The organism is Maritalea myrionectae (assembly GCF_003433515.1).
Taxonomy (GTDB): Bacteria; Pseudomonadota; Alphaproteobacteria; order Rhizobiales; family Devosiaceae; genus Maritalea; species Maritalea myrionectae.
This window is the reverse complement of sequence record NZ_CP021331.1, coordinates 110585-136373: the sequence shown is the minus strand read 5'-3', so window position 1 is coordinate 136373 and position 25789 is coordinate 110585. Positions and strand designations below refer to the sequence as shown.

The 25789-nt window shown below is 50.0% G+C and carries 21 protein-coding genes; 10 read left to right on the top strand and 11 right to left on the bottom strand.

Annotation, left to right across the window (positions count from 1 at the left end; translation table 11 throughout):
* The first annotated feature begins 67 nt into the window (after positions 1-67).
* On the top strand, positions 68-1273 hold the full coding sequence (locus MXMO3_RS17705; protein WP_117397020.1) for an aminopeptidase P family protein: 1206 nt from the start codon (positions 68-70) through the stop codon (positions 1271-1273).
* Between the two features lie 193 nt (positions 1274-1466).
* A complete protein-coding gene (locus MXMO3_RS17700; protein WP_162889365.1) occupies positions 1467-2291 on the top strand; it encodes a prenyltransferase/squalene oxidase repeat-containing protein in 825 nt (274 codons plus the stop codon).
* A gap of 106 nt (positions 2292-2397) precedes the next feature.
* Here MXMO3_RS17700 and MXMO3_RS17695 read toward each other — a convergent pair whose 3' ends face one another.
* The gene (locus MXMO3_RS17695; RefSeq protein ID WP_162889364.1) at positions 2398-3513 is read right to left on the bottom strand and encodes a DUF4147 domain-containing protein; all 1116 of its coding nucleotides are present in this window, start codon (positions 3511-3513) and stop codon (positions 2398-2400) included.
* Positions 3514-3658: 145 nt separating this feature from the next.
* Between MXMO3_RS17695 and MXMO3_RS17690 the strand changes: the two genes are divergently transcribed.
* The 4 genes from MXMO3_RS17690 (at position 3659) to MXMO3_RS17675 (ending at position 8272) form a co-directional block, all read left to right on the top strand.
* Positions 3659-4696: a TRAP transporter substrate-binding protein gene (locus tag MXMO3_RS17690; protein WP_117397017.1), complete on the top strand. Its 1038-nt coding sequence runs from the start codon at positions 3659-3661 to the stop codon at positions 4694-4696.
* 64 nt (positions 4697-4760) lie between these two features.
* Positions 4761-5318: a TRAP transporter small permease subunit gene (locus MXMO3_RS17685; protein WP_162889363.1), complete on the top strand. Its 558-nt coding sequence runs from the start codon at positions 4761-4763 to the stop codon at positions 5316-5318.
* Complete coding sequence (locus MXMO3_RS17680; RefSeq protein WP_117397015.1) at positions 5318-6775, top strand: TRAP transporter large permease; 1458 nt, start codon at positions 5318-5320, stop codon at positions 6773-6775. Before MXMO3_RS17685 ends, MXMO3_RS17680 begins: the two co-directional genes overlap by 1 nt.
* Before the next feature lie 63 nt (positions 6776-6838).
* Entirely contained in the window at positions 6839-8272 is a 1434-nt protein-coding gene (locus tag MXMO3_RS17675; protein ID WP_162889362.1) for a FadR/GntR family transcriptional regulator, read from the top strand.
* A 21-nt stretch (positions 8273-8293) separates the two neighbouring features.
* Here the strand turns inward: MXMO3_RS17675 and MXMO3_RS17670 are convergent, their stop codons facing one another.
* From MXMO3_RS17670 to MXMO3_RS17645, 6 genes are all read right to left on the bottom strand, one after another.
* On the bottom strand, positions 8294-10099 hold the full coding sequence (locus tag MXMO3_RS17670; RefSeq protein WP_117397013.1) for a CocE/NonD family hydrolase: 1806 nt from the start codon (positions 10097-10099) through the stop codon (positions 8294-8296).
* Positions 10100-10125: 26 nt separating this feature from the next.
* Positions 10126-11700, bottom strand: coding sequence for an ABC transporter substrate-binding protein (locus tag MXMO3_RS17665; RefSeq protein ID WP_117397012.1), 1575 nt, complete (start codon positions 11698-11700; stop codon positions 10126-10128).
* 26 nt (positions 11701-11726) lie between these two features.
* Entirely contained in the window at positions 11727-12755 is a 1029-nt protein-coding gene (locus MXMO3_RS17660) for an ABC transporter ATP-binding protein (RefSeq protein ID WP_117397011.1), read from the bottom strand.
* A complete protein-coding gene (locus MXMO3_RS17655) occupies positions 12752-13729 on the bottom strand; it encodes an ABC transporter ATP-binding protein (RefSeq protein ID WP_117397010.1) in 978 nt (325 codons plus the stop codon). The genes MXMO3_RS17660 and MXMO3_RS17655 overlap by 4 nt, the downstream gene beginning before the upstream one ends.
* On the bottom strand, positions 13729-14544 hold the full coding sequence (locus MXMO3_RS17650; RefSeq protein ID WP_245985866.1) for an ABC transporter permease: 816 nt from the start codon (positions 14542-14544) through the stop codon (positions 13729-13731). The genes MXMO3_RS17655 and MXMO3_RS17650 overlap by 1 nt, the downstream gene beginning before the upstream one ends.
* A gap of 74 nt (positions 14545-14618) precedes the next feature.
* Complete coding sequence (locus MXMO3_RS17645; RefSeq protein ID WP_117397008.1) at positions 14619-15596, bottom strand: ABC transporter permease; 978 nt, start codon at positions 15594-15596, stop codon at positions 14619-14621.
* Between the two features lie 95 nt (positions 15597-15691).
* Here MXMO3_RS17645 and MXMO3_RS17640 point away from each other — a divergent pair, with 95 nt between their 5' ends.
* Entirely contained in the window at positions 15692-16585 is an 894-nt protein-coding gene (locus tag MXMO3_RS17640) for a LysR family transcriptional regulator (RefSeq protein ID WP_117397007.1), read from the top strand.
* Between the two features lie 39 nt (positions 16586-16624).
* Here MXMO3_RS17640 and MXMO3_RS17635 read toward each other — a convergent pair whose 3' ends face one another.
* Genes MXMO3_RS17635 through MXMO3_RS17625 form a run of 3 tightly spaced genes read right to left on the bottom strand, consistent with a single transcriptional unit; the run spans position 16625 to position 19728 of the window.
* On the bottom strand, positions 16625-17656 hold the full coding sequence (locus tag MXMO3_RS17635; RefSeq protein ID WP_117397006.1) for an ABC transporter substrate-binding protein: 1032 nt from the start codon (positions 17654-17656) through the stop codon (positions 16625-16627).
* A gap of 4 nt (positions 17657-17660) precedes the next feature.
* Entirely contained in the window at positions 17661-19067 is a 1407-nt protein-coding gene (locus MXMO3_RS17630; protein WP_117397005.1) for a sensor histidine kinase, read from the bottom strand.
* A complete protein-coding gene (locus MXMO3_RS17625) occupies positions 19060-19728 on the bottom strand; it encodes a response regulator transcription factor (protein ID WP_117397004.1) in 669 nt (222 codons plus the stop codon). Before MXMO3_RS17625 ends, MXMO3_RS17630 begins: the two co-directional genes overlap by 8 nt.
* Positions 19729-19901: 173 nt before the next feature.
* On the opposite strand from MXMO3_RS17625, the gene MXMO3_RS17620 reads away from it, so the two are divergent.
* From MXMO3_RS17620 to MXMO3_RS17610, 3 genes are read left to right on the top strand one after another with little or no spacing between them, the layout of a single operon-like run.
* Positions 19902-20870, top strand: coding sequence for a Bug family tripartite tricarboxylate transporter substrate binding protein (locus MXMO3_RS17620; RefSeq protein ID WP_117397003.1), 969 nt, complete (start codon positions 19902-19904; stop codon positions 20868-20870).
* A gap of 50 nt (positions 20871-20920) precedes the next feature.
* Positions 20921-21361, top strand: a complete 441-nt coding sequence (locus MXMO3_RS17615) for a tripartite tricarboxylate transporter TctB family protein (RefSeq protein ID WP_117397002.1) — start codon at positions 20921-20923, stop codon at positions 21359-21361.
* Positions 21362-21371: 10 nt separating this feature from the next.
* Positions 21372-22877 (top strand): tripartite tricarboxylate transporter permease, encoded by a 1506-nt coding sequence (locus tag MXMO3_RS17610; protein WP_117397001.1) that lies wholly within the window; start codon positions 21372-21374, stop codon positions 22875-22877.
* Positions 22878-23413: 536 nt separating this feature from the next.
* Here MXMO3_RS17610 and MXMO3_RS17605 read toward each other — a convergent pair.
* On the bottom strand, positions 23414-25735 hold the full coding sequence (locus tag MXMO3_RS17605; protein WP_245985865.1) for an AAA family ATPase: 2322 nt from the start codon (positions 25733-25735) through the stop codon (positions 23414-23416).
* Between the last annotated feature and the right edge of the window lie 54 nt (positions 25736-25789).

Sequence of the window (25789 nt, the reverse complement as noted above, 5' to 3'; positions counted from 1 at the left end):
CCGCTTGCTCGGTGAAGGGAGGTACCCATTCCCTCTCGGGCCAAGCGCACCGAGAAGGAGATATAGCGTGGACCGTCCCGAATTTTATAGATTTCACCAAGGTGAACGGGTTTTGCCCTTTGCCGCCAGCGAATATGACACTCGTCTTGCCGGGCTGCGTCTGACGATGGAGGAAATGGGCATTGACGCCTGCCTGTTCACGTCAATGCATAACATCGCTTATTATTCCGGCTTTCTTTATTGTGCCTTTGGTCGCCCATATGGCCTTGTTGTCACGCCAACACAAAGCGTCACCATCAGCGCCGGTATCGACGCGGCCCAACCGTGGCGGCGGTCCCATGGAGACAGCATCACTTACACAGATTGGCATCGAAACAATTATTGGCGTGCCGTGCGCGCGGTCACAGGGGAGGGCCGCACAATCGGCCTTGAGGGGGATCATCTGTCACTGGCGCAAAAGGCATTGCTCGACGCGTTTTTAACCCCCGCCCGCACCCTTGACGTTGCGCCCGCCACCATGCGCCAGCGCATGCACAAATCGCCTGCTGAAATTGATCTGATCCGACAAGGCGCGCAAGTGGCTGATGTCGGTGGCTACGCCATCAAGGACGCGATCAAAGTAGGGGCGCGCGAGATCGATGTGGCCATGGCAGGCCGTGACGCGATGGAGCTGGAAATCGCCAAACACTTTCCGGATGCGGAATATCGGGACAGTTGGGTCTGGTTTCAATCGGGCATCAATACCGATGGAGCCCACAATCCGGTGACCAGCCGCAGGCTTGAGGTGGGCGATATTCTCAGCCTCAACACCTTCCCCATGATCTCGGGTTATTACACCGCGCTTGAACGCACCCTGTTTGTGCAGCATGTGGATAAAGCGTCGCTAAAGATCTGGGAGGCCAATGTGGCGGCGCATGAATATGGCATGTCGCTGCTCAAACCGGGGATGAGCTGCGCTAGCGTTACGGAAAAGATCAACAAGTTCTTCGAAGACCGTGATTTATTGCACTATCGCACCTTTGGCTATGGCCACTCCTTCGGCGTGCTCAGCCATTATTATGGCCGCGAAGCTGGGTTGGAATTGCGCGAGGATATCAACACCGTGCTGGAGCCGGGCATGGTGATTTCGATGGAGCCGATGTTGACTATTCCCCAGGGGCAACCCGGCGCGGGTGGCTACCGTGAGCATGATATTCTGGTGATCACCGAGACGGGCAATGAAAATATCACCGGTTACCCCTTTGGGCCGGAGTTCAACATAGTTGGGCAGTAGGCCTTGAACGCACCGCTCATTTCTATTTGCTCACCATCCACGGCGTAAAGCGCGGGTCGTTCGCCATCCTTGCTTGATCTCAGTCAACAAATCGGACGCTTCAATGCTGCAAAATGCTAGTGCCGTGATGAGCCAAACGCGGAAACAAACAGATTGAGGTAGCTTCGAAAGTTGACTGGGAGGAGTGATGAACATGTCGTGGAAGCAAGAAATTTCGGAGATAATTGGTCGGCAAGACGAAAATGGTGGGCCATATTGGTCACGTGCCGACGGAAACATTCATGCGCCAGCGGGGTTCAGCACAATTGATGTGATGCACGCCATTGGTCAATTAGGCGGCAAAGTTGAAGACAGTCCAGTTTTAAAAGAGGCTGTCGAATTCCTTCTGGGGTATCAAAATGATGATGGTTCATTCCGATATGGGACGCAAAAATCGAAATTGCCCTGCATAACGGCCAATGTTTTGTCAGTTCTAGGGCGGCTGAGTTTGCCCAACTCAGCGTCAATTGACAAATCATATTCCTGGCTACTCGATAATCAAGCCGCAGATGGTGGTTGGCGATGCGCCACCGTAAAGCTCGGAAAAGCACCGGAAACTGACGCTAGCAACCCCGGCACGACACTCTGGGTTTTGGATGCATTCCTATTTAAAAACGGAATGAAAAGGCATGTCGATGCGCTAAATAGCGGCGTTGATTTCCTGTTGGACCATTGGAGCAGCCGAAAGCCATTGGGTCCGTGCAATTTTGGTATAGGCGGTCGCTTCCTTAAGACTGAATTTCCGTTTCGTCGATATAATCTATTCTATTACGTCTATGTCTTGTCTCAATACGAAAGTGCAAGAAATGACAAGCGTTTGCACGAAGCGTTCGAAGCTCTGAAGCCTTACACTGATAGCGGACATTTGAGTGTCGCGTCGCCACATCGAGCCTGGAAGGGGGCAGTTTTCGCGCCGCAAACTGGGCCGAGTGAACCAGCTAGCAAATATTGGAAGGAAATAGTCAAGCGTCTGGGCTAATGAGATTTTGTTCATTGCCGTTCACTGGTGCTCGGATGACGAGCTTGCGACTTCACCGCATCAGATATCCTTTATTTCGATGTGGCGTTTGAGTTTTGCTGCGCTGTCATTCCTTTTTGATCAGCGCGATATCCATTACATTGGTGCCGGTGGGGCCGGTAACTATGCAGGCTTGTTTTTGCTCTAGCAAAGGGGTTGGGTTGGCTTTTTCAATCGCGATGTCGGCTTCATTCACATGCTGCAAAGTGTCCCAATCTACGGTTGCGCCAGCATACTTTGTCGGACCATCCGTACCATCGGTGCCTATGAACACCCCCCTCACGTTGCGCAGGTTGTTTTTTTTGAGTTCGCGCGCAAACAGCAAGGCGAGCATTTGGTTGCGGCCCCCTAGGCCAGGTGTAGGAGGCAGCTTGACTGTGCTCTCACCGCCATAGATGTAGAGACCAGCCGGGCCTTCGATGATCTGCTCCACCAAGCGCACGCTTAGCGTTCTCACGTCTTCGTAAAGAGATTCTTCATTTGTGATGACTGCAAGTTGCTGGGAGAATGCCAAACGCTCAATTGCCTCGCGAACTGTTTGGTTTGAAGCGACCACCGAGGAGGTGTGCTGAAAATGGCACCTTGTGGGCGCCATGCCCAAGCCAGAGCCAATGCACGCCAGATTATCGCCCTGAACGTCTGAAATGGATAAGATTTCTGCGCGTCGCCCTTTAAAGTTTTGCAGCAGTTTGCCGCCCTTAATCAAAGAGATGCTTTTGCGATTTTGATTGATAGATTCGATGTCAGCGCCGCTCGCCAACAATTGCTGGTTCACCATTTGTAGGTCCTCAAGCGTCCAGCCCTCAGGTAAAACTTCCACAAGTGATGATGCGCCGCCCGAAAGGAGCATGACTAGATTGGCATTGGGCGGAAGTGCTGACACCCATTCTACCATGTGTGCGCCAGCGACAAGAGATGTTTCATTGGGTATCGGGTGGCCCGCTTCATAGGCATGAAGTGTTTTGTCCACACAGTTTTTATCCATGTGGTCTAATTTTGTAACCAGAAATCCCGATGAAATATCTGTTGTGGAACGTCTTGCGCCCGCCATCATGCTGGTCGCAGCTTTCCCGACTGCTAATACATGTACGGGTCCATCAAGGCTTAAAGTGTTTAGCGCATTTTCAATCAGGGGTGCTCCTAGAGCGGCTTCGATCCCCTTAGTTGCAAGTTTTTTCAGCATTAATAAATCCATTTGCGTCGGTAGAATCTCAAATCTCAGTATCTATTGGACTAAAAAAAATACCAAAACAAGATTTTTCTATTTACAGCCAAGTTTTTTCCGATTAGTGGTCTTAAGGTCCATATTTTAGACCTTGGGAGGAATTATGAAAAAGTATCTACTGGCTGCAGCTGTGAGCATGTCTGCATTGGTCGGCGCTGCCTCGGCGGAGCCTGTTCGCCTAAAAATGGGGTCCGCTTTTCCCTCGTCTCAGCCTTTGCTGGGAACAGGTGGCGTCGATCTTGCGGAAACGGTTACAGCCATCACCGGCGGTGATGTGCAGATGAAGTTCTATGAGCCTGGCGCTTTGGTTCCCGCGTTCGAATTGCTTGATGCCGTGGGCACGGGCACAGTGGATGCAGGCTGGGCCCAGCCTGCCTATCATGCCAAAAATGATATCGCTTTCGCATTGTTTTCTGCAATTCCATTCGGTCCGCGGGCAAGTGAATATGCAGCCTGGATGTTTTATGGCGGCGGCAGCGAGATGCTGAACGATCGTCTGTACAAACAGTATAATGTTCATTCAGAGATTTGCGGGGTATCTCCACCAGAAACCGCTGGCTGGTTTAGGGAAGAGATTACTTCTCTCGAGCAAATGTCGGGCCTTAAAATGCGGTTTTACGGCTTGGGTGCTCGCGTGATGCAAAAACTTGGGGTTGATACCCAGTTGCTGCCAGGCGGTGACATTTATCCAGCGTTGGAGCGGGGCACGATTGACGCAACCGAATATTCCATGCCTGCCGTTGATGAAAGCGCCGGGTTTCACCAGTTGGCCAAATTCAACTACTTCCCTGGCTGGCATCAGCAATCCACTCTTCAGGATTTGATCATCAACCTTGATACTTGGAACGCCATGACTGATGGGCAGCGTAAAGCCATCCAAACAGCCTGTCGCGCATCCTTCACAAATATGTTGGCTGAGGGTGAAGCGATCAATGGCGCGGCGTTGACACGTTTGCAGGAGGAGCACGGTGTAAATGTGCGCCGCTGGAGCGAAGAACAACTGGCCACCTATGAAGAGAACTGGGAGGCCGTGGTTGAAGAGCTAAAAGCAGAATCTGCTGTGTTTGCGGAAGCTTGGACGGAGCTGGAAGAGTTCCGCGCCGAATATGCAGTTTGGAAAGAAAACGCATATCTCCAATAACCAGCAATAGAGATGTGCCGGCCGAGCCTGTCGCGGCCGGCACATGCCTTTCAGGATAAAAATCATGATCAAGATCGCTCGACACATTGATCGGCTCTTGCGGTTAGTTGCCCAGGCCGGTGCCGTTGCAATGATGGCGCTTATCGTTATCACTATGTACGACGTGCTGACCCGTTACTTCCAAGTGCCGAAATTTCCAGGTTTGAACTCGACCAAACTTCAGGAGGCGGAGTTTTGGAGTCATACCATTACCTTTGCAACCTTTATCGGATTTGCATTCATCAAAAATGCGCATGTCCGCATTGATTTGGTCAGAGATCTATTTCCGTGGCGGGCCAAGCTCGTGCTCGAGCTGATCGGTCTTATCGTATTTTTGATACCATTTTCAGTTTTTGGCTTTCTTTACAGTTGGCCCTATGTTCAGCGTTCCTTCATGAGCAATGAAGTGTCTTCCTCAACTGTTGGCCTTTCAAATGTGTGGATTTTGAAATCCATGCTGCTCGTTCTTTTTGGGGCGTTATTTTTGGCAGGTATTTCCCAACTGTTGAAATGTGTGGCCGGCCTTGTCGAGGCAGAGCCTAGTGACCAAACGCGCGATCTGCTCTCCGGAGGACATGAATAATGGCCGAATTTCTTCCTCTATTCATGTTCTTGGCTTTGGCGCTTTTTTTATTTTCCGGGTTTCCCGTTGCTTTCATCTTGGCCGGCGTGGGTTTGGCGTTCGCCCTGATCGCCATAGCAATTGATCCTTGGCTATTTGACTGGCAGCAGTTCAACGCTATCCCGGTGCGCATTCATGGTGCGATATCAGAGAACCTCATTCTGACGGCGATACCCATGTTTATCTTTATGGGGACAATGCTGGAAAAGTCGGGGGTCGCGAACGATCTTTTGAATTGTCTTCAGGTTTTACTGAAGCGTGTGCCTGGTGGACTAGCCCTGTCAGTCGTCATCATGGGCACTATTCTGGCCGCGACCACAGGTATTATTGGCGCATCCGTGATCATGATGTCTTTGTTGGCGCTGCCCGTGATGATGGAAAAAAACTACTCGCCAGCACTGGCGACCGGAACAGTAGCTGCTTCAGGCACGCTCGGCATACTTATTCCGCCATCTATCATGCTTGTGATTATGGCGGATCTCTTGTCTAAGTCTGTGGGCAACCTTTTCATTGCGGCGCTTGTTCCTGGCTTCATGCTCGCCAGCTTTTACGCCATCTACATCATCGCGATTTGTTGGCTGAAGCCCGAGCTTGCGCCTAAAGCTGATCAAAACACCCGCTCCTTGAACTCGAAAGAGCTCGCTTTCATGATCTTGAGATCGTTCCTTCCACCGGTAATGCTCATAATTGTGGTGTTGGGCTCTATTTTGGCCGGTTTTGCGACGCCAACTGAAGCGGCGAGTGTTGGCGCATTTGGTGCGATATTGTTGGGCTTCATCAATCTTGTTGTGCTGCCCAGGCTTGGTGTTAAGCCCATTCGGTTTGCACAAGATATGGCTAGTAATGAGGGGTCGGAGGAAACGGACTCGTACCGTCTACGCAACTTTTTTGCGACCATTTATGACGTATTGATCCGGTCGGCGCTTACTAATGCGATGATTTTTGGCATTTTTATTGGTGCGACGCTTTTCGCCTTTGTTTTTAGGCAGATTGGCGGCGAAGAAGTTGTCATTCACTTGTTCGACAGTATGGGCCTGGGGTCGTGGGGTGTTCTTTTGTCCTTGATGGCGCTCGTATTCGTCTTAGGTTTCTTTTTTGATTGGATCGAAATCACGCTTATCGTACTTCCGGTCTTCGCGCCAATTATCTCAGGTTTGGATTTCGGCACTCATCTGCCTCAAGCTGATGTCGTCTATTGGTTCGCTATTTTGATGGCGATTAATCTACAAACGAGCTTCTTGACCCCGCCATTTGGTTTTGCGCTTTTCTATCTGAAAGCGGTGGCACCGAAAGAAATTCGCATCCAGCAAATCTACAAAGGAATTGTACCATTTGTGTTATTGCAGTTGCTCGGCCTCATTCTTGTGATAGCTTTCCCGCAAATCGCAATGTGGTTGCCAAACGTACTTTTGGGCTAAGAGTCGAGTGGCAGCTCCTTTCGAATGGATGTCTGCCACCTGCTTGAGCCAATGGGGGTCGAAATGTCTCTACCGTCACTTAAAATACAAAATATCGATGAAGTGGTGGAAGATCGACTTGAGTTCCTCATCATTTCCGGGGTGTTTAGGCCAGATCAACCAATTCCTTCCGAAAGGGCGCTGGCACAAGAACTAGGGGTTTCGCGCACGGCGGTTCGGCTTGCTTTGTCGCGTTTGCGCGCCAAGCGGCTAATACAGAAAACAAAGTCTGGACATAAAGTCTCAGTCGCGCTTTCAGAAAATCTAATGGCGGCATTGTCGACAACGATGGCGCGCCATCCCCGCGATATGATGAATCTTTGGTGGTTTTTGATCTTGGAAAGCCATCGTGTAGCCAGGCAAAAAGCAACCGGAATTGATCAGCAACGCATCAGCAATGCCATTCGGCAGCTGGCCGATGCTTTTGAAACCAAACGCTCTAAGGGGCAGTGCGCAGCGCTAAGCGAGTTATCGATGAGACTTGCAGAAGCCAGTTATAATTTCTGTTTTATCCAGTCTATGCATATTATTTTGCGGGTCGCAGAACCCGCATTTGTTAGTGTTTTGCGCAGCTTTGATGGAAAGCAGCGCTTGCTATGGTTGAAGCGCCTTTCGGAGTTACAACTCACGTCCGATATATATGCAGAAGTCCCTACGGGACTTGAAGAGCTTGATTTTCCCACCGAGACGCCTTCTCAGATCGAAACTGGTGGTCTCAAAGGTGCAGGCTTGGAAACAAATGGTGCCACATCTCGATTGGTCGAATTCCTTTCAATGGAGCAATTCAGGATTGGAGACCATGTACCGCCCGTCAACGATCTTGCAAACCGGCTGAGCTATTCTGAGGACGCAATTCAGCTCGCACTTCTGGAACTCGTGGCGTTGGATATGTTGCAGCATGAATCCAGAAACAAATACATTATCCTGCAATCCGAACCTGCGTCGCCAATCGCGAAATTGATTGAAAGCATTTTGCGACAATCCTATGCGGTGGAGACGGTTTTTGAATTTAGAATTTCTGTTGAATCGGCTATTGCTGCCGCGGCCGCGCGCAACATCAACGAAACCCAAATCGCCGAATTTGAGAACCTGCTTTCTGACATGTCGGAGTTGGCCGGTAAGGATAGCGACGCATATAGCGTACTCGATGCAAAATTTCATGAACGGCTTGCACAAGTTTCGCGGCAACCTGCACTCTCGGCCCTCTCAGGTGCGTTCCAGCCCATTATTACTCACGTCATCCAGCACTGGTTGAGCAAACACAGCCATAAAATCGGTGATAATTTGCGTATTCATATGCAACATGTTGAATTGTTTAAGGCTGTAAAGACACATAATCCAAATGCGGCGGCGCGACAGATGCAGGACCATTTGGCGTATGTGTTGAAAAGCCTGGCACGTTTTGAACATGAAAATCACTTGCTCGGCATTGCGCAATTGCGCGAGTCGGTCCAATAATGGCAACCCCTTGAGACCTTATTAAGGGCCATTTGATTTCGGCTCAGAGGTGAACCGTGGCGATGTCGGCAGGCAAACGGTCATGTCAGACAAGTCCACAATGATCGGTGACGGCGCTTTGTCGCGCTGCATCGGCATCTTTCTGCCATAGCCTGGATTTAGGTCAAAGCGGGGGAAGTTTGCGCCAGCAATAAGCACACCGATGCGGTCTCCTTTAGCAAAACAGAAATCTGTAGCCATTAATCGCACTTTTTGTATGCCTGCAGCGTCTTTTGCCAACCGTAAAATACCGTCAGTGATGTTGGCACACTTGAGCAATTGACCATCTGGTCCCGTCATCGTTTGCAAGAGGGTCACGCTAACATCAAAACCTTGATGCGCGCGCGGCGGCATAAAACTCAGGGTTGGGCTGCCAATTATTGACATCTCTTCGAGAAGCGGAACGGACTGGTAGAGCAAAAAATCGTCGCGCTGAAAGATGGAAGTTTCGACGTCTTTTCCACATAATAGATACATACCGCCGCGCATCACCGGTTCGCCGGAAGTGATTGCACCACCGATTGTGGGGAACGGTTTGGCTGGATCAATGCGCAATCGATGCGCTTCAGAAAATCCTTTTGTTCCGTCAAGAGACCTCAGGGTGTCACCAACCAATCGGAACTGAGTATGCTGAGAGTCGAGCTTCTCATCTGGTCTGGTCACGCGCCATGTGCCACCGAGTGGCCAGTGGTGATACTGGCTGTTTTTAAGGGGAGTCGGTCCCATCTCAAAAAAATAGTCATTCTGGCACAAGGGATCCGCACTTTTGCCTAAAGCAAATTGAAACCATTTGTGGCGAAAATCCAAAAAATCCGTCTGCATCAATGCATCTATTGTGCATTTAGGACCAAAATCCGCATCACCCGCATTTGATTGACTCCGTTTGCCGTGCAACCATGGTCCCATGATGAGTCGCAAGGGCTTCGTAATATGTTGCTTTAATGACTTGTGTAAGTCCAACATTGAATTGGCATAGGGGTCATTCCAAGACCCGATAAGACAAATGGGAATATCAGGGATATTTTTGATCCACCGTCGTGCGCACGTCGCAGGGCCTTCATAGTCAGAGGCGGCCAAATCATTATTCCAAAGCTGAAAGAGCGAATTCTCATATGTCGGCAACACACTTAGTGGTGAGTTTCCTTTCTCCCACGCGTCGTTGAACATTACCTCTGAGATATCTGTGGCTTCCAGAGCCGCAGCAGCTTGGTTATCCTCAGTATTGAGAGCATGTAATCTGGCATGTTTATAAGCCCAAGTGAGCTGTTTGAGTTCAAATGCGCCGCCATAGCGGATAGAGTGCGCCTTCAAATCATAAAGCCCGCCAGTATCTACGCACATCGCCGCAAGACCGGGCGCACCGGCGCAGGCGGCTGCCAGCTGTGTATGCGCTCCATAAGACAATCCTATGGTGAGAATACTTCCGTCGCACCAATGTTGGTCAACAATCCACGAGAACGTGTCGAACCCGTCTTCTGCCTCGTTCACATACTTTGTGAATTGACCTTCAGAGCCATTTCGACCGCGAACATCCTGCATCACGACTGCATAACCCTGATTTCGAAACCATGCAGCGATTTCTACGCGTGTCTTTGGTGCGCTCTCTTTTGCAGAGACCTCAGAATTTGAAATGCCGCGGCGATTATAGGGCGTCCGTTCGATGATGACGGGCCAGGGACCCGGCCCGTCAGGGAGATAAATGTCGGTGGCCAACCTGACCCCATCTCGCATTGTGACCATTGCTGATGAGCGAAAGGGCAGAGCTGTTTCATTCAGTAAAACATTCATATCAGGATGAACCACACTAAGTAGGACTATTCTTTAGGAGCGAAGTTTTGCGCCAAAGTGCGCTCTATTGGACGGGTTGACAGTGTAATGTCATCGTCCATGCCCCAAATAAGCTGCTCAAAATACAAAGGCAGTATCCCTTGCTCCTGGTCGAAGCCGATTTGTGCGGCTTGCTCCAATAACTCAGCTTTTTCACCTTCATCGAATGTTGCCGATGCTTCGGCGACAAGCTCATCAAACGCTTCGTTTGAAAAGCGCCCGCGGTTGAACGTGCCTACGCCGTTTTCTTTGTCATAAGTCGCCATGACTTGACGCAGACCGCGCAAAGAGTCGCCCGATGTTGTGCCAAAGCCAACCAAGAACACGCTGAACTCTCTCTTGGAAGCCGATTTGAAGTAGACATTTTTCGGCATCGCCTGAACTTCGCTGGTCAACCCAGCACGGGCAAACAGTTGCGAGACCGCTTGTAGGACCTTTGCGTCATTGACATAGCGATCATTTGGACCGTGGATCGTAATTTTAAATCCGTCGGGATAACCGGCCTCGGCCAATAGACGCTTTGCTTCATCAATATCAGCCTGCGGCACATCAATGGCGGGATTAAAACCCATGAAGCCCTCAGGAACCATCTGACCTGTCGGTGTACCTTTTCCGCTTAGAATGCTTTGAACAATTCTGCCGCGATCAAGCATCAAAGACAGGGCCTTGCGGACGCGCGCATCTCGCAGCGGGTTTTTGATCTCAGACCCATCTTTCTCGGTGATGAAAGGCGTGACCTCCCGGTCGCTGTCCATGTGAAGATAAATCACGCGTCCTGAAACGCTGTCGACAACTTTCAGGTCGTCCCGTTTTTCAATTGTATCTGTATCCGCAGGTGGCACCTTGTCGATTGCATCCACGTCACCCGCCAGCAAGGTCGCAACGCGTGATGCCGCATTTGGAATATAACGGATAACAACATCGTCATATGCCGGGGCGCCCGCCCAGTAAGTCTCGTTAGCGTCCAAAACTAGGCTTTCATTGGGGGTCCAAGAGACGAACTTGTAAGGGCCTGTGCCAATGGCGGCATTGCCATTGTCAAACTCCGCGCTCGCAACGTCATTGCCGAGTTCTGACGGCAGAATATAAACGCCGCCCAGACCCTGCATGAGGCCAGGCGTGGGTCCCTTAGTTGTGACGCGCAGTGTGAGAGCGTCCACCGCTTCAATCGTGTCAATCATAGACACAGAGCTGGTAAACGGAGCCGGTGAGTTGGCGACATTTGGTACGCGTTCAACAGACGAGATAACATCAGCGGAATCAAAGTCAGAGCCATCATGAAATTTGACCCCTTCCCGCAGTTTGATTTCCCAGGTCAAATCGTCCAGTGCTTTCCACGAAACGGCCAAAGAAGGTTGGCGTTGCATGGCCTCATCAATGGTAACAAGTGTGTCAAATATGTGCGCCGCTGTATTTTGATTGGGTGACGTACGCGAAAAATGTGGGTCAACAGACTGGTGTTCGCCTGCTAACGCGAGGCGAAGGGTGTCAGCAGATACCCCGGTTGCCAAGCTACAAAAAACAAGCGCTGCAACGCTGGCTTTGGTTAGATGTAAACGCATAATTTTTGGTCTCCTCTCTATTTTCTTTACTTTGGTTGGTTGGCATCGATATGCGGAATGGCATCGCCCAGATGACAAGCACTCAGATGCCCTTCAGACAGGTGCTGAATTGGAGGCACCTTATTTGCGCAAATCTCTTGCGCATGGGGACAACGCGGGTGAAAATGACATCCCGAAGGTGGGTTAAGCGGGGAAGGCAGTTCACCCTTGATAGCTGCAAACTTCTTTTTTGTAGTGTCCAACGAAGGTGCTTCAGCCAATAGCGCCTGCGAATAGGGATGGTGAGCGGACTTGAACATTGTCTTAGTGGGCGCGATTTCGACAATTTTGCCCAAATAAAGGACAGCGACTCGATCAGAGATATGCCGCACAACATTCAAATCATGACTGATGAACAGCGCGGTAAACTCCTCTTGTCGCCTTAGTTTTTGAAGGAGCATGAGAATCTGCGCTTGGATGGACACATCGAGTGCAGCGACAGCCTCATCAAAAACCACTATTGCAGGGTCCACTGCAAGGGCGCGCGCTATGCCAACCCTTTGGCGCTGTCCACCAGAAAGCTCATGGGGAAATCTGTGAGCCAACTCTGGGGCGAGGCCCACTTGATTCATCATTGCTTTTAGAAAGCTCCGCTTTTCCTTTGGTTCAATGATTTTATGCGCTAAAGCAGCTTCAACAATTGTATCACCTATCCGCCTCCTTGGGTTAAGGCTCGCATAGGGGTTCTGAAACACCATTTGGATGCTCGTGCGGACCCTTTTGGCCTCGGCGTCAGGTAGTGAGGCGAGGGGGCTGCCGTCAAACAGAATATCGCCTCCTGTGGGCGACAATAATTGCGCCGCGATGCGACCAAGTGTGGTTTTACCGCACCCGCTTTCGCCAACGACACCGACAGTTTCCCCTGCATAAACAGCTAGGTTGATATTATTGAGCGCCACCAACCGTTCCAACGGTTTGCCAAGCCGGAGCTTGTGCGCCAATCGACTGAATATCCCATCATATCGAGTAAACTCACGCGATATGTTTTTAAATTCGATCAGAGGAGTTTCCGTCATGATGCGCCTCCTAAGGGGAAATGGCATCGTATATATGAAAGTTCATCGCTAATCACAGGCGCTTCAACCTGTTTGCATTTTGCTTTGGCTTGAGGGCAACGGGGAGCAAATGCACATCCTTTAAAGTTTTCCATGAGGTTGGGAGGGAAACCCTCAAGTACAGTGAGTTCTTCGCGACCCTCAACGGGAAGGGCTTCGATAAGCGCCTTGGTATAAGGGTGTTGAGGGGCGTTGATGACCTGCGCGGCGTCACCTAATTCAACAACCTCCCCGGCATACATGACGGCTATGCGATCTGCAAAACCTGAGAGCAAAGCGAGATCGTGGGTTACCCAGATGACGGCGGTGTTGCGAGCCTGGACCATATCCTGCATTTCAGCAATAATCTGTGCTTGGATGGTGACGTCCAGGGCGGTTGTTGGCTCGTCAGCAATAATGATCTCAGGTTGGTTGAGAAAGGCGATCGCGATGACGACCCGCTGACGCATCCCCCCCGAAAACTCATGAGGATATGAATTCAAGCGCTCGGCGGGTGAGGGAATACCCACAGCTTGCATAGCCTGAATTGAGCGTTTTCTGACGTCGTCTGTTGAAACGCGCGCATGGGAAAAAATGGCTTCCGCCATTTGTTCTCCGATTGTCAAAACCGGATTCAATGCCACCATCGGATCTTGAAATATAAACGATATCTTGTCGCCACGGATGGCCCGTAGATTATGCTCGCTGAGTTGAGTAAGATCTTCGTCTTCAAAGAGAATGTGTCCGTCAAGGATTGACAGTGGGGGCTCCAACAGGCCCACCAAGGAGTAGCTTGTCAGTGATTTCCCTGACCCGCTCTCGCCGACCACACCAAGGATCTCCCCCGGATGAAGATCAAAAGAGACGCCACGTACCAATTCAATATTTTGTTGTTCACGCGACAAGCCAACCCTTAGATTGTGCACGGACAATACCGACGCATTTGGAGTGTTCATCAGTCCACCTCTTTCGGGTTCAACAAGAGGCGCAGGCGATCACCTACGACATTGATTGTAAAAATGAGAATGACTAGGGCGATGCCCGGGAACAGCAGCTGCCACTCGTGGCCCGACAATATTTCTTTTGAGCCATTAGAGATAAGCAATCCCAGCGACGGTTGCTCTATAGATACGCCCAAACCCAAGAAGGACAGGGACGCTTCGATAGCCGCGGCGTGAGCCAGTTGCAGGGTAAAAACCACCACCAAAGGGGGGATGGAGTTAGGCAGTAAGTGTACCAGCAAGACCCGCCAAATTGGAAGCTCAAGGCACTTTGTGGCGTCCATATATTCTTTGCCCATTTCCACAAGTGCTGCGGATCGCGCTGTCCTCGCATAATAGGGCCATTGGGCGAACACGAGCGCAAAAACCAAATTGACAACGCCCGGACCGAATACTGCCATGATAATCATGGCGACCAAAATGGTCGGAAAGCCAAGCTTAATGTCCACGGCACGCATGATGATGGCTTCGGTTTTGCCACGGAAGAAGGCGGACGACAGGCCGGCCAATGCGCCAAGGAAAAAAGCAAGTGCCGCAGCGGTGCCACTGATGAGCAGGGAGGTGCGTAACCCATAAAGGATAGCCGAAAGCATATCCCGGCCCAAGGCATCTGTGCCCAACCAGTAGGTGATCGCGCCGTCACCTGACTTTGAGCCAGGGGGCAGGTTGCTATCAAAAAAGTCAACCACGGCATTGTCATAAGGGTTTTGCGGTGAAATCACGGGCGCAAGAACCGCAGCGGCTACCACAATTGCCAAAGTAACAAGCATCGCGAATCCAAAGGGACTTCGTGTGCGGAATGTCGCCAATAGCGATAGGGATTTTTGGAAGGTTTGGCTGGTCATCAGGCTTTCTTCCCATCGATTGAAATGCGGGGGTCGAGTAGCGTGTAAAGAATATCGACGATGGTGTTGATCACAACGAACAGGACCACCACGATCAACAAATAACCTACAATCACAGGCCGATCATTTAGCTTGATCGAGTTGATCAGCAGTTGTCCCATGCCTGGCCAGTCAAATACGGTTTCAGTGATAATGCCGTAGGCCAATAGGTTGCCCAGCTCTAAGCCCAACACAGTCACAAGTGGGATTTGGATATTGCGAAAGGCGTGTCGCAAGAGGATACGCCGATTGGATACACCTTTCGCCCGCGCATATCGCACATATTCGGAAGACATTACTTCTTGAATAGAGGACCGGGTTAATCGGATGATCAATGCGGCATTAAAAAGTGCTAGGTTGAAGGCGGGGAGCAGGATATGACGCCAGCCATCCCAAGTGGCCAAGCTTGTCTCAATCCCGAAGATTACCCCGACGTCTCCGCGGTCGCCAGCGGGAAACCAGTTTAGCCAGACCGCAAACAACAAGATGAACAACAAGCCCTGCCAAAAGTTGGGCAAAGAGAACATAAAGATAGAGCCATTCATAATGGCATGATCAGTTGGCGTTTTTGAATAATATCCTGCCAATAGGCCGAGCGGGATACCCATGAGAACCGAAAGCGCGAAGGCAACAACGCCGAGCTCTACAGTGGCCGTCAATCTTTGCAGGATAAGCGTGACGGTTGGTGTGTTATAGACAAAGGAAACCCCGAGATCGCCTTGCACAAGTCCCTTGAGATAAAGCCAGTATTGTTCGCCCAAAGACTTATCTAGTCCCAAGGCAACCCGCGCGGCTTCAATTTCCTCTGCGGTTGATTCCGGCGAGACCAAAAGCTCGATCGGGTCGCCAATTGCATAAACGCCGGCAAAAACCAATATGGACACAATGAGCAGCACAATGGCCGATTGGGTCACCCTTTGTAATAAAAAAGCAAACACAGATTCTCTCCTTTAAATGCAAATTAGGGACTTGCATATTGACCGTCAATTTTACTATGATTTCGCTAAATCTACCGGTATTTTAGATAGAGTTTATGTCAACACCAACCATCGCCGAAATCACCAGTTTCCTCGCCGTAAATGCGCACGGTTCGACTGTTCGTGCCTCGAAGGTTTTAAGCAGATCGCAATCCCAAGTCTCCGCAAATATTGCGAGTTTGGAAAAGAAACTGGGTTACGCCCTTTTCATTCGAGAAAACTCAAGATTGCGACCATCTCCCCACGCCACAACCTTTCTGCCACTGGCCGAGCGTTTGATCGAAGCCCATCAGGCGATCGTATCGGCTTCACGCACCGGCAGAAACGCAAAACCATTTTCGATTGGCGCGCCCCGATCTTTGAGCATGACCTTTTTACCCAAGGTCGCGAGCGCGATGAATCAGCGACGGGGCGACTTGTCAATAAGAATGATTTTTGAAAGCTATCAGGAAATTTTGGATGATGTCGCTTTGGGACGTCTTGATGTCGGCATTGCAAAATTACCCATTTTGGACAAAAGGGTTGTCGCCCAACCGCTTTGCGAGGTGCCGTCAGTCGTCGTTTTGCCGCACAATGATCCGTTGACCAAACGTGAGTTTATTGGTCCCGTAGAAATTGCGAACCGTCCTCTCATCCGCCTGGGAACCGGGTCTGACTTTCGCGAGCGCATTATGCTGGCATTTAAAGAGCAGCGTGTGCATCCGAACTTTGTGTACGATATTGGCGGGGTGGGGCCGGCATGCCGTTTGGTTGCAGAGGGCTTGGGCGTAGCCATAGTTAATAAACTGATGGCGACGGAATATCTGGATTTGCTCAACCTTAAAGCCATTCCCTTTTCGCCGACCGTCAACCATCGTTTTGTCTGGATTATGTCACCCTTTTGTGAGAATCCGGCATTGGCGCAGGAGTTTGGTGAACTATGTGAAGGGCTTTTGGCGGAAGACGCATGAAATCAAGAGTTTGTATCTTGAACAGCAGGAACACAACAATCAGTCATCTGACGCGTTTAAAGTGGCGCGCCATTCGTTGATGAAGCGACGGCGCTTGATATCATCCAAATAGGTCAAAAGGTTGGGACCTAGTCTAATGGGAAGTAGCGCTCTACTAGAACTCAAAAGCGCCTGTATTTGCACCGTGCGCGCTTCCTCACGTAGGGGAATAAGGGTGGAGTTGTTGGCTATAACCTTTTGACCCTCATTGGAGAGCAAGAAGGCAACAAACCGTTTTGCGGCGACCTTGTTTTTTGCGTTCTCTAAAACAAAGGCAGTACGGGTCATTACCAGAGAATAATCGGAAAATAGCTTAATGCCGATGCGGTCGTCTTTCACCGCTGCGCCGTGTGCGTAGGAGCCAAGAATGTTATAACCAATCAATAGTTCGCCTTCACCGATCTTCTCGATCATCTCTGAGGTGCAACAATAAAGTCTTGATTTGGCCCGGCCGAAAGTCTCTACAAGCCTTGAGAACAAATAGCCTCGCTGGACATCTTGCGTGGCAAATAGATAACCTACTCCAGATTTCTCGATGTCGTATGTGCCGATGCGATGTCTGAATTGGAAGGGGTGGTCGCGGATGATCGTCGCGAGCTTTGAGCGTGTTTCCGGCAACTCTAATGTGTTGAATGCTTTGCGATTGTAGACCATTGCGACAGGTTCGAATGTAAAGCCGTAGAGCGAGCCAAGCCATTGTGACCATGCCGGCAAATCTTTTCCTTCGTTGGGGATAAATCGGACGGCGAGGCCTCGGTTGACAAGGTCCACTTGCAGGTCCATCGCTGAAGAAATAACAACATCAGCACCGTCTTGGTTCACCAATAAACGCTCGTACAATTCTCGCGTGTTATATTCGTGATAGCGAACAGCAATACTGGGGTTCAGCTGTTCAAACACATCTATAACGCGTTCAAAAGCGGCAGTGTCAGTGGCACTGTAAATGTTAAGAACATGGTCGTCATTTGCGCGGGCTATAGTGGATACGGCCAGCAAGACCAACGATAAAATTCCTATCAGCCAATTTTTCATGCCGCTATGCCTGTTTGTTTTCGGGGAAACGCAACTCAACTGAAAGGCCGCCTAAACAGGATTGGCCTAGGCGAAGTTCACCACCATGATTTTTGACAACATCTGCGACGATTGAGAGCCCTAGTCCGCTTCCTGCGTTTGGGCCCAAAGCCGTGAATCTTTGCAAGGCTAAGTCCGCTTGATCTTTTGTTAAGCCAGGCCCGTCATCTTCGAATTTTAAGACCAGAGTTTGCTGCGGACCGCTTGTTCTTGAAATAGATATTTGAATGGACACGAGCCTTCTTGTGTGTTGAACAGCATTTGCAATCACATTATCAATTGCCTCTTTAATTGCGACCTCATCGCCGTTTATTGTCGCATGTCCACAAAGATCGTCTTCCATGCGAAAGTCGAACTCCAACAAGTTCTGTATATCCGCGCTAAGAGACCGTTCGATGGCTTGCCGGACAGTTTTTTCCAGGTCCAAGATGCCATATTCCACCTCTTCGTGCCGATACATGATCATGGCGTGCGACAAGAGTTGGTTTGTTGAGTTTATTGTGCGCTTCAAGGCGTGTTCTGCATCAATATAGGTTTCAAGACGTTTTTTTGGGTCATCAATGTCTCTTGCAGCCTGAAAATGCCCGGCTACTGTGGATAAGGATGTGCGCATCTGATGGGCCACATCCGCAATGAACTGCTCTGCATTTTCTCTCGATGTTCTGAGTCTGAGCATAAAAAGGTTGATGGCGCGAATGAGACTACCAATTTCTCTAGGAGGTTGCGCTTTAAGATATTTGGACTGGAGAGGGTCCATTTGGGCAATCTCGGCCTCAACGCCAAGTAGCGGTTTTAGCGCACGTGTAATGGCCAGTCGTGAAAACAAAAGGGAGACAATCGCGAGTGTGACAAGGCCGACCAGTCCTTTTAGGAAAATATCCCATTGCAATGCATTTCTGCTGTCCCTTGTCTGCCCGATCTGAATGCCGACAGTTTCGTTGATATCGACAGAGATCAGCGTACTATACCGAGTTGAGAACCTTATGATGCTTCCGTCATAAACCCCATCGTAAAACTGTGTATTGCGGTCTTCATCCACAGGCGGGGGCGGCGGCAATTCGTGGTTGCCGGTTATCGTTTTGCCTTGGCTGTCAAACAAATGGTAAAAGACACGATCATTCCTCGAGAGCGTGAGAATTTCGTGAGCAGCTGGAGGAAGGTCGATGATGATTTCACCATCCACTACCGATAATCGCTCCTCCATGACAATTGACGCACCTTCCAACAGCAAATCGTAGGTCTGATTTGCTGAGTTTCGGGCATGTGCCCAAAGGCCAAGCGAAATTATTGACAGGACGATGAGAAAGCCTACTGCCATCACAATTGTTAAGCGCGTCCTTAAGGAGTAATGCGGTGAAGTGGGCTTAGTCATTTATACTCGCAAGGTACCCGAGCCCGCGGACAGTGCGGATTTCAAATCCAGAACCATCCAGCTTTTTCCTCAATCGCGTGACGGTCTGCTCCACGGCATTCAGACTAGGCGTTTCGCTAAAGGTATAAATGCGGTCTGCGACATCTTCTTTGGACAACAATTTTCCCAGATTGCCCAAAAAAAGCTCAAGCATTTGAACCTCGCGAGCCTGCAAAGCAAGTGCATCTCCATCGACATAGGCCAATTTAGAGTTCCGGTCGTACTCAAATCGAGCAAAGTGGATGCGGTTGCTTGATTGCCCAGCCCTTCTGCGCAGAACTGCCCGACATCGCGCTGCGAGTTCACCAAATTCGAAGGGTTTGGTTAGATAATCGTCAGCACCTATATCCAACAAGTCGATGCGGTCCGAAACCTGAGATCGTGCCGTAAGGACGATGACGGGAATGGAGAGTCTTTGTTCGCGCAACTTTGAAAGTATTTCTATGCCAGACATACGGGGGAGATTGATGTCGAGTATTACGAGATCAAAGGACTTATGACGCAAAAGTTCGAATGCTTCGCGTCCATCTTGTTCCCAATCAAGTGCGCAACCGTCGCGGTTAAACCGCACGGAAAGTTGCGCTGCCAGCTCTTGGTTGTCTTCGACAAGTAAAACTCTCATAGCTTTTGAATATATTCTAGCGCTGCCATGGCTCCAACACTTTCCGCGTTATTTCTCGTCTAGTCAGCGTTGGGTCAGTATGCAGTCAATACAATGTCAGTTCAAACGGGTACGAGTGTTCCTCCCAGCCACTTTTAAAGGTGGGTGGGGCAAATTTCAAATGGGAGGAACATATGAAGATTAGAAACATTGGCGCTATTTTTGCCATTTCGCTGGCTTTTGTTGGTGTTGGACATGCGGCAGGGATTGAAAAGCCAGAGTGCATTGCCCCTGCAAAACCCGGGGGTGGGTTCGACCTGACCTGCCGAATTGCTCAAACTGGCTTGGATCCGCAGCTGGACAACCCAATGCAGGTAACGTTCATGCCTGGCGGTGTAGGTGCAGTAGCTATTAATTTGTTCAATACGACCCGCACCGATGATGACAATGCGATCGTTGCGTTCTCGTCAGGATCGCTGCTCAATATGGCGACAGGAAAATACGGTGAATGGGATGAAACCGACGTACGGTTTTTGGCCTCTATTGGTGCTGACTTTGGTGCCGTCGTCGTGAGAGCGGATTCACAATATAACACTCTTGGCGATCTGATGGAGGCTGCCGAAAACGATCTAAACTCGATTGTATTCGGGGCTGGTGGTTCAATTGGCTCTCAAGATTGGATGAAGGCGGCGTTGCTGCTTGGTTCAAGAAAACTGAATCCGCGTGATATGCGTTATGTGGCATTTGACGGGGGCGGCGAGTCAATTGCGGCGCTGCTGGGTGGTTCAATTGAGGTTTATATGGGTGACGTGGGCGAGATGGTGTCGCATATGGATAGCGGAAAGCTGAAAATTCTGGCGGTCATGTCGCCAGACCGATTGGATGCGCCATTTGCCGACATTCCCACAACCAAAGAACTTGGGTATGACGCAGAGTGGACAATTTTGCGTGGCTTTTACATGGGCAAAGATGTTTCCGACGAGGCCTACAATGCCTGGAAAAATGCATTTGAGGCCGCCTATGAAACTGAAGAGTTTAAAACAATTCAGAAAGAAAAGGGGTTGCTGCCGCTCAATATGGCCGGTCAGGAACTGAATGCATCGGTGCTTGAACGGGTCGCAATAATGCGTGAAATCGCCCGTGGTGCCGGATTGATTGATTAACCTAACGAAATTGGGGGAGCCATTGCGGCTCCCTTTTTTGGAGCGATCCCATGCTTGATCGAATATTCGCATCAGCAATCGCAATCGTTGCGGTTGCGTACACATTACTGGCTTTCACAGTTATCAAGGCCCCTTTTCAATATGACCCCTTGGGGCCAGAAAGTTGGCCGCGAATTTTGGGCATTGCCGCCATTTTTTGCTGTGCTTTGTTGCTCATAAAACCAGACGCTCAAAAAGAAATGGTAGCCCGATCAACATTAGCCCGCTTGCTCGTTTTGATCGGTCTGCTCTCTGGCTATGCATATGCTTTTGAACCGATGGGGTTCATTCCCGCCACCTTTTTCTTTTGTGCCGCATTATCAAGTTTCCTCGGTGCACGCGTGATCTATGCAACTGTATTTGCTTTGTTGGCAAGCGTCGGGGGTTATGCGCTGTGTGCTGTGCTTTTGGACTTGAATCTGCCCGCCGGCATTCTAGCCAGTTTTTTGTAGGAGCCCTTAAATGGACGTTATTCTAAATGGACTAGGCGCGGGCTTCGCTGTTGCCCTTGATCCGTTCAACTTGTTTCTTGTTCTCGCGGGTTGTTTTGCGGGCACGTTGATCGGGGCGCTTCCTGGTTTGGGGCCCATCAATGGTGTGGCCATATTGTTGCCGATTGCGTACGGACTTGGTTTTCCGCCAGAATCTGCGATTATTCTGCTCGCGGGGATTTATTACGGGGCGGAATATGGTGGACGTATATCATCTATATTACTGAATGTTCCGGGTGACGCTGGTGCCGTGTTTACGACATTGGACGGCAACCCAATGGCCAAAAAGGGAGAAGCGGGCAGGGCACTGTCGTTGTCAGCAGTTGCCTCGTTTGTCGGCGGAACCTTTGCAGTGATATTGATGAGCTTGTTCGGTCCGCTGCTTGCGTCATATGCTGTGACCTTCTCGCCGTCGGACTACGTTGCCCTTATGGTCTTTGCATTCGCCAGTCTTGCTTCCTTGGTGGGATCAAATCCCGTCAAAACCTTGCTCGCCGCACTGATGGGCCTCATGTTGGCCTCCATTGGTATTGATGCCAACACCGGTGTGGCCAGATATACATTCGGTATTCCTGACATCCTCGCGGGCATTGACTTTCTTGTCGTAGTAATCGGTCTATTTGGCATGGCAGAGCTCATCCAGCTGGTTGAACAGCAAGTGTCTGGCGCGCTCAAAACAATCAAGATCGATAAGAGCTTTGTGTCTTGGGCCGACATTAGACGCGTTAAATGGACCATTATGCGGTCATCAATCATTGGGTTTTTTATCGGTATTCTACCTGGAACGGGCGCGTCTGTGGCGTCTGCAGTCGCCTATGGCACTGAAAAACGTGTTTCGGATGCAGATAAGACGTTTGGAACCGGTAATCCAAAAGGCCTTGCGGCGCCTGAAGCGGCGAACAACGCTGCAGCGGGAGGTGCAATGGTGCCAATGCTGACGTTAGGTATACCCGGGTCAGGCACAACCGCAATCTTGCTGGGCGCGTTGTTGCTCTTCAACATCACACCGGGGCCTGCAATGTTTGAACAACGACCTGAAATCGCATGGGGACTGATTGCGTCAATGTATATCGGCAATGCGGCACTGCTGGTAATCAATCTGCCGCTCGTGGGGCTTTTTGCTCGTCTATTGACAATCCCCCAGCAATATTTGACGCCTTTGATCGCTGTGCTGGCATTTGTTGGGGTTTATTCGGTCGTTTCCAATCCCCACGATCTCTACATGATTATCGGCTTAGGTGTTTTCGGTTGGATGTTGAGAAAATTGGACTTTTCGCTCGCGCCTGTAATCCTGGGATTCGTACTCGGTGGCTTGTTTGAAGACAATCTGCGCCGAGCACTGTCAATTTCCGCCGGCGATTGGCACATTCTCATCGAGTCAGGCAACTCAATTGTGCTTTACCTATTAGCGCTTTGCGTTGTCGTCCTACCTCAATTGATTTCACGTTTGAGAGTAGACTACGTAAAAAAGAGATAAATATTGATTGGACAAGTTCGGCTGCGCAGCCGAACTAATAGACAGAGGTAATGAAGGGTTTTCTAACCTTCAAGCTTCTTTGTCACTATGACTGCTATTAGAAACACAGCCTTTATTCTTTTTTTGCTGATCCGTCAGGTTTGAACCAGCATCCTTATTTGAACAATACGGCAGGCGTTTGTCTGGGTCGGTCACAGGTCAGTTTCAATTAAAGATCTGTGATCATTTGGATTTTTATTTCAAGTGGGACGCTACTATTCTCGCGTCGGAGGACTGTATTGGGCGGGAAGCGGCCTATCGCTGCAGCCCCGAAATGCATAGGCAGTTGCACGGGAAGCAGACATTGAAACCTAATAATCATAGCGTAATGCCTCGCCAGCGAGAAATCAAAAATATCGATCGGTAAATAGTCTCAAGGCTAAGAATATGGCAGTCGATGGCAGCTTTGGCCGAACGCGCGTAGAACCCGGCTCTTCGCATTGCCAGGCGCGCCGAGCGCAATGAGCAATCGTTTCGCAAAACTGCGTTCTGTTAGTTCAATCCATAGCGTTTTTTATCAGTTCTAACTGACCAATCGCAAAACGCTCCACGACGGTTATTGTCTCGCCACAAGCAAGCTTAAGGTCTTCCGGTGATGGGGTCTCGTCATAATAGGTTCCGTGGCTCAGAGAATTGATCAAAACACTCTTTATCTTGAGATCTTCGTCTCCGGCCAAAAAGGTAATGAAATTCGACAAATCATGCGATTTGTCAGGCCTGCAAAAACGACCAACAGCCTCCAATACTTGCCTAATTGCATTCCCAGTGCTGTGATCGGGGTCATCACCGTTCGCAACGTGATATACGTGCTCAAGCTGTTGCTCAAAGGGCGCAACATAGCTGTGCAAATGAACTAATTTATGCGCACTTCCGTCCTTGTATAATGAGAATGTCGCGTCCTTTTTAATGACGCTGTTGGTCCGCGATATATTGAAGAAATAGCTACTGTGCGTCAGCACCAACAGGTCTGGCCTCTTATTTTTAGTGCCATCAATTTTGGCTGGATTGATCGACACCTCACCCTGATCTGAAACGTTCAGATTCTTAAGCGTTTGAGCGATTGAGAACACGAAGTCATAGGACATCGAAGTCACAGGGTCGTCGAAAACAAGGAACAGCTTTCCATAGTCACTGTTTGACGCGACTTTGCGGTGTAAACAGGCCACGAAATAGCAAAATGCTATGGCTGTCTTTTCGCCGTCGCTCAGTGTGCGATGCGGCCCCCTTTCCATTTCTTTATCGCCGCGTTTGAGGATAAAGTTCTCATTATCAAAGACATATTTATCGGCAAAAAACTCTTTCAGGAGCAGCGCAAAGGTCTCAGCTACGCGATCTTTCGCATTCGTTGAAGGAGCTGCCTTTTCAAGCTCACTTAATCGCTTCTGTTTGGCTTGGGTGGCCTCGTTGAGGTTCCTCAGGGCTTCAATTTCGGACCAGCTATTGAGGGCAGACTCCTGCTCAAAGACGGCACACGCTTTTCGCTGTAGAGCCTTGCGCTCATCGTCCGCTCTCTCGACCGCTTTAGTGAGCTCAGCAACCTTGGTGTTATTATCCTCGATAATCGCGTTGATCGCGATGATCTGAACGGCGAGATCGTCAGCGGGCAACGAGTGTGCGGACGCAAGCGCCTGGGCCTTTTTCTCTATCGCTGCTTTGGTAGCGGACATTGCCGTACGTGCATCTTTGAAAGTGGTCTCTCCATCGGAGATTTCGACATCCTTCTTCGATGGCACATACTGCTTTAGCTCGTCAAAGCGAGACTTTTGTCGTACGAACTGTGTCTCGGTTTCGTTGAGTCCTGCCTCTTTTTGATTAAGCTTGAGGAAATAGTGCCGCAGCTCCTTTTTGTGCTTTTCCTCCTCGTCGGCGAAGTAACTGACATAGGAGTCAAGGAGCGCCTTCGGATCAGCGTCTGTGATCCCTTGCTCGCAGAACGGACATGTGGTGCGATGCTCTTCCTGAATAATCTGAGTACCAATCTCATAGAAACTGTGATGGGAATCGATCTTCTTTTTGATCTCTTCGGATACGCTTGAAGGCGATGTCACCCTCTGGAGTGACCCTTCAAGCGCTTTCAGGTCGATGTCTTCGCTTCCAATGGCGTTTACGGTTTCCGGATAGACAGGCTCTGCCGGAATAGCCTTCAGGCTATCCAGGTCCGAGAGGATACTCGCAAAGCTCTGCTCCGGCTGATCGGGCGTGTCAGAGAAACGCTCCAAAAGGCGTTCGAGGTTCAGATGTTTATATTCTGAAAGGTTCTTATTGATCCCCGCTTTCTCTACCAGGTTTCGAACCTTTTCCTTATCGAATTTGGTTCGCAGTGCCGTGACTGCTGTCTGCTCTGCTTCCTGCGCCGTTCGTAACTCCTTCTCCGTGTCCTTGAGTTCGATGTTTGCGCTATCGACAGCGATCTGACTTTCGATCTCGCCATCAATCACGTACTCGCGATCTCTCAGTTCGTCGTGCACGAAATCTTCCGAGAAAACGTGGAAAATGGTGTCAGCAACATTGGCGGTGACTTTGTTGCCAGGCTTCTCTAGCTGAAGCGTTCCCAGAACACTCGTTCCACGCGAGAACAAAAATGACCCCTTAGCGTCTGGCGACTCATCTGAAACAAGAAAGAAGGCCGCTTCAGAGACCTCTTTGCCTTGCCCCTGCAAATCAAGATAGCGGAAAGCTCGGGAAAGAAAGGATTTACCGGTTCCATTTCTGGCGAAGACCAAATTTTGCGCATTCTTAGAGAGCTCTCCGTCTACGGAAAATATCGGTCCCAAGTACGTTGCCTTGATTGCGAAGGCTGGATTCCGAGTAGTGTTCATTTTAGCCGCCTTGATATTTCTATGTGCGTTCTTGGAAATATCGCCATTGTCTTC